Here is an 8,727-nt window from a genome sequence, read left to right as displayed (position 1 = left end):
ACCAATATACGTAAAAAATATTTCGTACACAAAAGGAAAATCAAAAATTTAAATACTTAAAATAGAATGGAGAGTAAAAAATTAAGATAATGGAAATAATAGAGGCAGAGTGGGAGTGTGGAAGTAAGGTAGGGAGGAAGCAAAAGGGCAAAGGGTAGAGGGTAGAGGATAGAGGGTAGAGGGTAGAGGGTAGAGGGTAGAGGGTAGAGGGTAGAGGGTAGAGGGTAGAGGGTAGAGGGTAGAGGGTAGGAGAATTTTGCGGGAGCCAGAAATGAATCAGGCCCCCGTTTAGGTCTCATGTCGTGCAAACATTTGAACCTAACTGTGATGGGGGCCTGCAACTTTGTTTTGTGTATGTGGCAGGAGCTATTATACAAAATCTGTACTCGATTACAAGCATTTTGTTATAGAAATTTTTTGCGATAATTTTTCATGATACAGATTCTCATGTTTAAGGCAGTTTGATTATATGCTTTATTACTTCACTATAATTTACATACTACTAATTAGCTCATTAGTCTACAAAATACATATAAATTCAGATTTACGGCATCTTTTTGGTGAGCATGGCGTCTGCATCATAGAGTTAGCCTTTAGTAACTGATAATTGCCATTTTTAATCCAAACAATCTCTTCTCAAGCAATAATTTCGATATTTATGCCCTTTTAGCCATTCTTACTCGCCTTGTAGCCATCCCGTAATCTGCACAGAGCTAACATGCGGCAATTCTCCAGGCCGTATGAGCCAAAAAGTTTAAATACATTGATGTAAATTAATTTAAAATACGAAACAAATCAGATATTTAAGCCTTTCTTTACTTTGACATATTTATATTAACACATATAATCTTTTGGACGAACCTGCTCTTTTCCTCAGAATTAGAGTTCATCCGGAAAGTACGCTGTAGCCTCTTTGAGCTTAACAAAGCCTTTATTTATCGCCTTTATGGTACGACTTACCTTTGAGTTCCCTGTACGGGTCAGAGCCCCTGTACCCCATACCATGAAAACTGCATCAAAACAGGCAAACACATCCATGAAAATTAATATGAAATCATTATAGGAAATCCGAAGATCGCAACATGTACTCAGCTAACTTTTCAGTAAGAACAGGCAATCCCAAGTACTATGAGCCAGCATATGTCTGGTTCGTGCTTTCACAGGGGCATGCTGGGATGGATGGTTGGTTGGATGGATGGATGGATGGATGGATGGCTTGCTGGTTGGTTTTGATGGACAAAAGGCAGAGTAAGCCCTTGCAATGAGATGAGGCCTGCACGTCAAAGCGTCAGATTACGGTTACGGTTAATGTATGACCATGTGACGGCTGCTTGTTCAGATATGAAACAGGCGTGCAGCTGTTGAGGCACTTGAGTTTACATTGCCGTATGGTTGAGAGGGAAAGCTGGATGGTGGGCCGGCGTTGGACTTTATCTGATGGGGCGGGCTATTGCCCGGCATTGCGCCGGGCAGGGCTTGCTCTTGTGCGTTGAGCTGCGGCTGAGCCTGCGGCAGCGGATGCAGCAGCGGATGCGGCTGCAGATTTATAAGAATTGATGGTGCATTGAGAGATTGTCGTCGGGATCTATGAGCCCGGGTCAGGATGATGATTTCAGAGGCTTAGCTGTAGCCCTGCATGCGTTTGAGGATTTTGACTATGTGGTCGCGGTTCCTGGCTGTTTTCATAAAGGTAGGCAGGAGATCTGACTGCTCTCGCAGCGGGTATTTGTTTTTGGGACGTCGCAGATCAGCAGCAATAAAGTCAATCAGCCAGTTGAGGTGCTCCCGGTTAACCGCCCATACTGGCTTGCCCTTAAACCAGGTAAGAAACCACAACTCAAGACCAAGCCAGGGGTCGCGACCAGCTCTGATTTCAGGCAGATAGCTGTACTCTGACAGCACAGTACGATGCACACGCCCGGTCATCATGTGACGGCAGTGCGGACATGCCACCTTGAGCATGTTGAAATGCTTCTGCCTTGGGTCTACCACATCAACACGGTAATAGCGCCCGCATTGCTCGCAGACATTATGGACATCACAGCGTACACACATCAGACTGACCTTCTCATTGTGAGAGCAGCTCTCACAGATAAAGGAGGCTTCGGTCTTAGTAGCTTTGAGAATGCCATGACCAGAGCATACAGGGCAGCGCACCTCCAGGCCGTCTTTAAAAGCGTTGTAAGCACCAAAGCTCATGAAAGGCATGTCCACGGCTTCAGTCTTTTCCTTTCCCATCGCGCTCTCCCTGTATCAGCAGCTCTGGTAGATAACCCAGGTGCGCTCAAAGCGCCGCTCTTTCAGATCATCGGTACTGATGCAGAAATTGAGCATGCCATCGTCACCAAAACCAAGGTTGAAATCTGGCAGCGATACCCCGTCAAGCTGCAGCAGCTGCTGCCAGCGCAGCGATGCCGGAATATCCTTAATATCAGATGATGATGGTGCAGCCGCGTCAGAATCCGGATGATCGCCATGCTGAGCGCCATCCTGAGCGCCTGGCTGCGCTTCCTTACCGGACTGCTCAAGCTGAGCCTTATTGTCAGCAAGAGGCGGCATAAGCCTGTCGCACTGAGAAAACAGTGGCGCCTGCAGCACATCAGGCCAGCCCAGAATCTCAGTGGCATTGAGGATAAACGGCCTTTCACTGCCCAGAACGCGATCACAGCACTCCATATAATGATCATCTTCCAGGGTAATGCCAGTTATTTCACACATCTCCTCCCATGATGGCAGAGTCTTGCGTGAGCTGAACTTTAACAGAGCCTCAGGAAAATGACTGTCCTCTGGCAGCTTTTCAGGATAGCTGGCTGGACTTAGATTATCTGTTTCCTCAAACCACAGTACCTGACCGCAGCCAAAGTCATCCTTACTGTCGCCCAGCTGCAGCTCTTCAAGATCATAGAAAAAGCTGAGCAGACCATGGTCCGGGAGCAGACTCTGATCATCAAGCTCCTTTAGCTCTGCACAGTTAATCTGAAGCAAAAAGGCAAGAGGACGTCCCTCAGGCATCCACTCAGGTGCATATACCGGCCAGACAAAATCAGATGGAACATCAGGGCGTCCACCAAAGCGACTTAGCACAGCAGGGATACTATCTGCACAGCTCTCATGTTCAGCTCTGATGTCAGAGTGAGCTGAAGCCTTATCGGCATCAGATTCCTGAGCCATTGGCTCCATACTGATTTTGATGGCATTGCGGGCCAGTTTGGCCAGAATTTGCTCGAGGGTCATAATACTTTAACGCTGACACACCGCCACTAATCAGGGTGTGCATGCGTCTGTCTCCTTTCCTTGTTCGGTTAAGAAAGCTTTTCGTCTGTACTGGAGTTTAACAAGAGGCAGCTGACAGTGCCTGAAAGGACATTGATGCCGGCTCACGGGCAGCTGACAGTGCCTGAAAAGGCATTGAGGCCTGCTCATGGCCCCTGCCAGCATCAAGCCGTGTCATAACAAGCAACTCAAAGACCTGCGTATCTGCATGTTACACCATGCTGCAGACATGACAAGGCTGGTGGCATATATTGCACACCAGCCTGTTAATAGTGAATTTGCAGCTTGCAGATGAGATCTGTCTTACAGCGCCCGCCCATGACATACAGCATTAAGCCACTATGTGCTGCAATGCAGTTTAGGGCAGCACAGCCTGAGCATGGTTCGACCACACAGCTCTGATAGTGGTAAAGGCGCAGGTCATATCGGCGCACTGGGTTCAGCGCTGAGTGGCTCAGGCATATCCGTCTCTGCACTTAAAAGTGGAAGCGTAAAGGCATGGAGTTATCACGGGCAAACTTTGCTGCCTGCCAGAGCACAGCAAAAGCATGTCTTGCCAGCTCATCTGTGTTGCACAGCTCAGGAGCTGCGCATTCCTCACTGGAGTCCTGCTCACTGCTCCGGGCAGCATCCTCAGCTGCAGTAACCTCATTATCACCTGAGTCTGTGCTGCTCTGACAGTGACCAGGATGGCTTTCATTGATAACGCAGTCAGGCAGCTCAGGACTTTTACTGGCCCACTGCTCAACCTCTGTTTCATCTGCCTTCCAGATGAGATCATTGATTCGCTCAAGCTCACTGTAAAGGGCCTCAACAGTGCTCAGTGTGGCCATATGGTCATCAGGCATCTGTGCCTTAAATACAGCCTTGCTTGCAAAAGGCAGCCATACTGTTACACCGCTCATCAGACTCCACATCTGCGAGTAACGCTCATTGCAGTCTACAACAGCTTCATGAGCCATGTAATTAATGCCCACAGGAATCTTTTGCGGAACTTCACGTCCTGTGGCCTTGCAGGCAGCAGTGATCACCAGAGCACTGATTTCATCCCAGTACAGCCATGAGCTGAAAAAGTCGCGCTCATAATCCTCATACCAGCGCTCAAAATTACCATCGTATGAGGAGCTCAGAGAGCCTTTGAGCTCTCCCTGCCAGCGGATAATGGCATCCAGAATTTCTTCTGATACCCTGTTTTTCTTTTCCTGTTCTTCCTCAGATACAGGGGCCGCAGCATCAGAGGCTGCAGCATGATTGAGTTTATGAGGCTTAACCCTGGTCCAGTTACGAGAATAGTAGCGGGTAAGGGTTCCGGCATAAATATCAACACCCATAATCACTTTCTCCACTTTCAGCGCCGTCAGTTGCCCCATATCAGCTATAGGCAGCACCAGCTGCGGCTCAGGCATGTGAGGTCAGACATCAAACATCATGGTTAATGTTAATCCATACAGGCAACATACCACATCAGTCACAGCCTTAACCCATGAACAGTAAATACAGTCCATGGTAATACTCAAAGCGCAACATGGCTCACATTTAATGCCCTGGACAAGGCAGGCACATACTTATGGTATGCAGCAAAATGCACCGGCCAGACAATAAATTATGCTTCATTGCTGGTCCTGTCAGCCCTTGGGAGTACCAGCCGCCAGCATGAGCCTGAATATGCAGGCAGGCAGTCAGTCAGACCTCACCTGCCCTTAGACGGAAAAAGGCTGCAGAAAACACTTCTGCAGCCTTCTTCATTTAGCCCGGGCATAAGTCGGGCTGTGCCTGCATGATCGACCTGACCGGCCAGCCCTAACTGCCCTGCCAGCCATGGCTCATCAGTGCCATGGCTTACAGGCCTGGCCTGCAGGCCTTGTGATTACAGGGCGTTGCGATAAATCTGCTTTACGTCCTCAAGGAGCAGTGGACGGATAAACTTGTCCAGACCTGGGTTGAACTTGACGCAATGCTCTGCCATCTCATCAATGCGACTGTCATCAATACCAAGGGCAGTAAGGTTGTTTGGAATACCCAGAGAGGTAAAGAACTGCTCGGTGCGATTGATGGCTTCATTGGCCATGGCCATGCGGTCATCCTGCTCAGCCATGCCAAAAACGGCCTTGCCATAGTGGCAGTAACGCTCAACAGTTGTCTCATTTAAGGCATAGCGCAGCAGATGAGGAGTCAGGATAGCCAGACCTACGCCATGAGTAATGTCATAAATGGCAGAGAGCTCGTGCTCCATGGCATGACATGGCCAAGGACGAATGCCGTTGCCCAGACTGCAAATGCCGTTGCAGGCAAGTGAAGATGCCCACATCATATTGGCACGGGCATCGTAATTCTCTGGCTCCTTAATCAGCAGAGGGGCGCACTCGATAATGGTCTTTAAAATGGTCTCACAAAGACCATCAGATACAGGGTTGGTAACGGCGCAGAAATACTGCTCGTAGATATGAGACATGATATCAGCGGCACCAGCAGCAGTCTGGTTTGCAGGCACGGTGAAGGTGTACTGAGGGTCAAGAATGGAGAAACGCGGATTGAGCAGATCAGAGATAATGGCCAGCTTTTCGTTGGTCTCCAGATTTGAGATTACTGCACCCGCGTCAAACTCTGAGCCGGTTGCAGACAGAGTTAGCACAGTGCCCAGAGGCAGTGCCTTTGTCACCTTGCTCCAGTCCAGTACCTGCTCCCAGGCATCGCCGTCATAACATGCCGCAGCACAGATAGCCTTGGCACAGTCAAGCACAGAGCCACCGCCTACAGCCAGCACCAGGTCGATATTGTGCTCCTTGCACAGACGGGCACCCTCACGAACTGAAGTAACGCGAGGATTAGGCTCTACACCAGGCAGATCAAAAATCTGGCAATCAGAGAGCTTTTGCTTAACAGTATCGTACAGACCGGAGCGCTTGATGGAGTTGCCACCATAAACGAGCAATACCTTTTTGCCCACTGCAACAGTTTCTTTGTGAAGCTGCTCAATAGTGCCCTTGCCAAAGTGAACGCGGGTCGGGGTATAGAAAGTAAAGTTTTCCATCTAAATCTCCAATGTCCTTTATGACCAGGCCTGAACAACAGGCTCTTTAACTTGTTTCCAAAGCATTGCAGCTTTCATTATGCTGCAGCTGCGCCCTGCACTGGGATGCCTTGAGGTACTCAGATGCAAAATACCATGCATCAGGAAAGCTTTTGCCCTGAACACTAACTCAAAGCACATTTCAGTCAGACTGACCTGAAAAGCACAGCCAATCGTAATAAGTAAACATGACCGCCATCTGATTTATACATTTCAATGCATGAAAATACAACAGGTTCCGTGACTGTCGGCAATAGAATAGCGCACATTAGAACGATGTCAAGCGATATGAGCGACTGCCTGACCCTGCCTCCAGGCAATACTTATGCAATCAAAAGCAGCCTTCATACAGCTCGTTACAGCAGCCATGGTACAGCTCTTCGCAGCTGCCATGGTAGAGCTCTTAGCAGAAGCCATGGTACAACTCGTTACAGCAGCCATGGTACAGCTCCTCGCAACAGCCTTATACAGCTCATAAGCTGCCCATAACATCCTTATGTCTACCATGACATATAACTTCAAGGCACTTTCCATACTGTTATATTTTAACAGGATGACTGTATTGGCTTTTATACTCATTAAGTTCACGCTCAAAGCCTGATTTTATACTTATTTCAGCTATCAGACAGGGCGTGGGGTCGAGGTATCAATCGTAATATTTCCGAGTTGAGATTGATACGTTTCAACCTGCCAGCCCCTTGCCTATCGGTGTAATTTGTGACCATGGTTCACATAAACCAGGTAACATGGATTTCATAGTGATCACTTGTATGGTAGAGTGGTCATGCGCCCCGTAGTTATCAGCCTGTCCGACAAGATAAAAATTAAAATCTGATGTGAAAAATGCTTTTTTTACGCGGCTTTTATTCATGTAACTCACATCATCTTATCCTGTGATGACTATCAAAATGCGCAAAACTGGATGTTCATGGAATATACTTGAATATATCAGGAGGCGCGACCGGCCATAAGAACCGGTAGAACACCCGCCCTTCTGAACTTAAGATACTAATTGAAAGCGCCGGTAATCATAATGACTGTCTGGCTGTTTCCCCCTATGCCATTTTCCCGGCCCGGCCCTGCATGACAGGTACGCTGCATACTGAGCGCCTTACAGCAGAGGCTTACTGTAATTTGAGGGCCGTGATCTGTCATATTGCTGAAAGTTAAGGAAATGCTCGGTCCCCTGCTGTGGTGGCTTGTGGCTCGAGATGGAGTATTACTCACGGCTGCTCAGACTGCCCCAGCGCAGTCCGATGCAGTCTTTGAGATGTTTAAGAGCCCCCTTTATGGCTGTAATCAGTCTGTATGTGAGAGGACTGCTTACATTCCGGGCAGTAACCATTACAAACATTACGGCGCATTATTATCTATTAAAATCAATACATCACTGTTAAAGCCAGTAATAATCAGGTAACTTAACTAAAATGCTGGATCAAGAAACTGTAAAGCGAATTATTAAGATGCACAGCGAGGGTATGACCCAGACCAGGATCGCTCAGACCCTTGGTATCTCTACCCGCACTGTCTACCGCAAATTGAAAAACCCTGACCCTAAACCACGCGATCCAACAGTACGACGTGGCCGCAGGTCCCCAATATCGGAAATCGATCAACGCCCTCTGCTGGAAACCTACATAAGACTGGGCTGCAATGTCACCATGCTCCATGAACTGGTCATGGGTAACCCGCAGCAGTTTGGTCTTCCTGAAGGCTTTTCCATGACCTACCGCAGCCTTGCCCGTCATCTGACCCGCAAGCTGGGACCATCTTACAAGCTGCGCAGGACCCTGGCCGATGAAGGTGTTGCAGCCAAACAAGGCATCTAGAATAAAAACACTTGACGGGCAGTTCTACGCCTGCCCGCTCATATCACAGCACTACAGCATCCCAACCTGAACGTGCGGCCAGACCTGCCACGTTCCCCCATGGGACTTGTCTGTATCCATCTGACCGGGCAGTTCTACGCCTGCCCGCTTACCTCCCGGGACTTGCCAGTCCCTGACTGACAGGGCAGTTCTACGCCTGCCCTTTCACTGTCAGTCGCCCGCCTTTTCACCTCAGGCAAGACCAGGACAGTGAATAATTAACTGTCCATCAGGAAATATCACCTCATTTCCCAGAGCGGAACCCCAGCCTGCACCTCACTGATGTACCGCCATTGTTATCTGCCCCACTGCACAAATTTTTCTGATCTTTAAAGCATTCCCTGTCCCAGCCGTCCCTTGCATCCCGGCTCACTGCTATCCACAGCAGCGAGGCGTACCTGCAAGGCAAGGCAAGGGTCAGGTACAGGCTGCCTGATCTGTATGGACGTTATGACCTGTATGCCATGAAAGTTGTGCCCTGCTATTTGCTACACCCATCATCCAGTATCGGTCATT

The 8,727-nt window shown here is 48.7% G+C and carries 5 protein-coding genes; 1 reads left to right on the top strand and 4 read right to left on the bottom strand.

The features are described from left to right. Positions 1–1,620: 1,620 nt before the first annotated feature. From MXE41_RS07870 to MXE41_RS07855, 4 genes are all read right to left on the bottom strand, one after another. Complete coding sequence (locus MXE41_RS07870) at positions 1,621–2,238, bottom strand: hypothetical protein (RefSeq protein WP_246977096.1); 618 nt, start codon at positions 2,236–2,238, stop codon at positions 1,621–1,623. Between the two features lie 15 nt (positions 2,239–2,253). Continuing rightward, positions 2,254–3,234: a YwqG family protein gene (locus MXE41_RS07865; RefSeq protein WP_247100102.1), complete on the bottom strand. Its 981-nt coding sequence runs from the start codon at positions 3,232–3,234 to the stop codon at positions 2,254–2,256. A gap of 515 nt (positions 3,235–3,749) precedes the next feature. Further along, the gene (locus tag MXE41_RS07860; RefSeq protein WP_247100101.1) at positions 3,750–4,604 is read right to left on the bottom strand and encodes a hypothetical protein; all 855 of its coding nucleotides are present in this window, start codon (positions 4,602–4,604) and stop codon (positions 3,750–3,752) included. A 536-nt stretch (positions 4,605–5,140) separates the two neighbouring features. Beyond that, on the bottom strand, positions 5,141–6,304 hold the full coding sequence (locus MXE41_RS07855; RefSeq protein ID WP_247100100.1) for an iron-containing alcohol dehydrogenase: 1,164 nt from the start codon (positions 6,302–6,304) through the stop codon (positions 5,141–5,143). Between the two features lie 1,466 nt (positions 6,305–7,770). Between MXE41_RS07855 and MXE41_RS07850 the strand changes: the two genes are divergently transcribed. Next, the gene (locus MXE41_RS07850; protein ID WP_246977100.1) at positions 7,771–8,172 is read left to right on the top strand and encodes a helix-turn-helix domain-containing protein; all 402 of its coding nucleotides are present in this window, start codon (positions 7,771–7,773) and stop codon (positions 8,170–8,172) included. The last annotated feature ends 555 nt before the right edge of the window (positions 8,173–8,727 follow it).

It is taken from the genome of Anaerobiospirillum sp. NML120449 (genome assembly GCF_023051105.1).
GTDB lineage: Bacteria > Pseudomonadota > Gammaproteobacteria > Enterobacterales > Succinivibrionaceae > Anaerobiospirillum.
The sequence above is the reverse complement of the archived record's forward strand: the minus strand, read 5'-3'. Positions and strand labels throughout refer to the sequence as shown.

What these genes read in the sequence shown, in the direction of transcription:
- MXE41_RS07870 (WP_246977096.1), bottom strand. Translation starts at nt 2,238, where the DNA reads ATGGGAAAGGAAAAGACTGAAGCCGTGGACATGCCTTTCATGAGCTTT.
- MXE41_RS07865 (WP_247100102.1), bottom strand. Translation starts at nt 3,234, where the DNA reads ATGACCCTCGAGCAAATTCTGGCCAAACTGGCCCGCAATGCCATCAAA.
- MXE41_RS07860 (WP_247100101.1), bottom strand. Translation starts at nt 4,604, where the DNA reads ATGGGTGTTGATATTTATGCCGGAACCCTTACCCGCTACTATTCTCGT.
- MXE41_RS07855 (WP_247100100.1), bottom strand. Translation starts at nt 6,304, where the DNA reads ATGGAAAACTTTACTTTCTATACCCCGACCCGCGTTCACTTTGGCAAG.
- MXE41_RS07850 (WP_246977100.1), top strand. Translation starts at nt 7,771, where the DNA reads ATGCTGGATCAAGAAACTGTAAAGCGAATTATTAAGATGCACAGCGAG.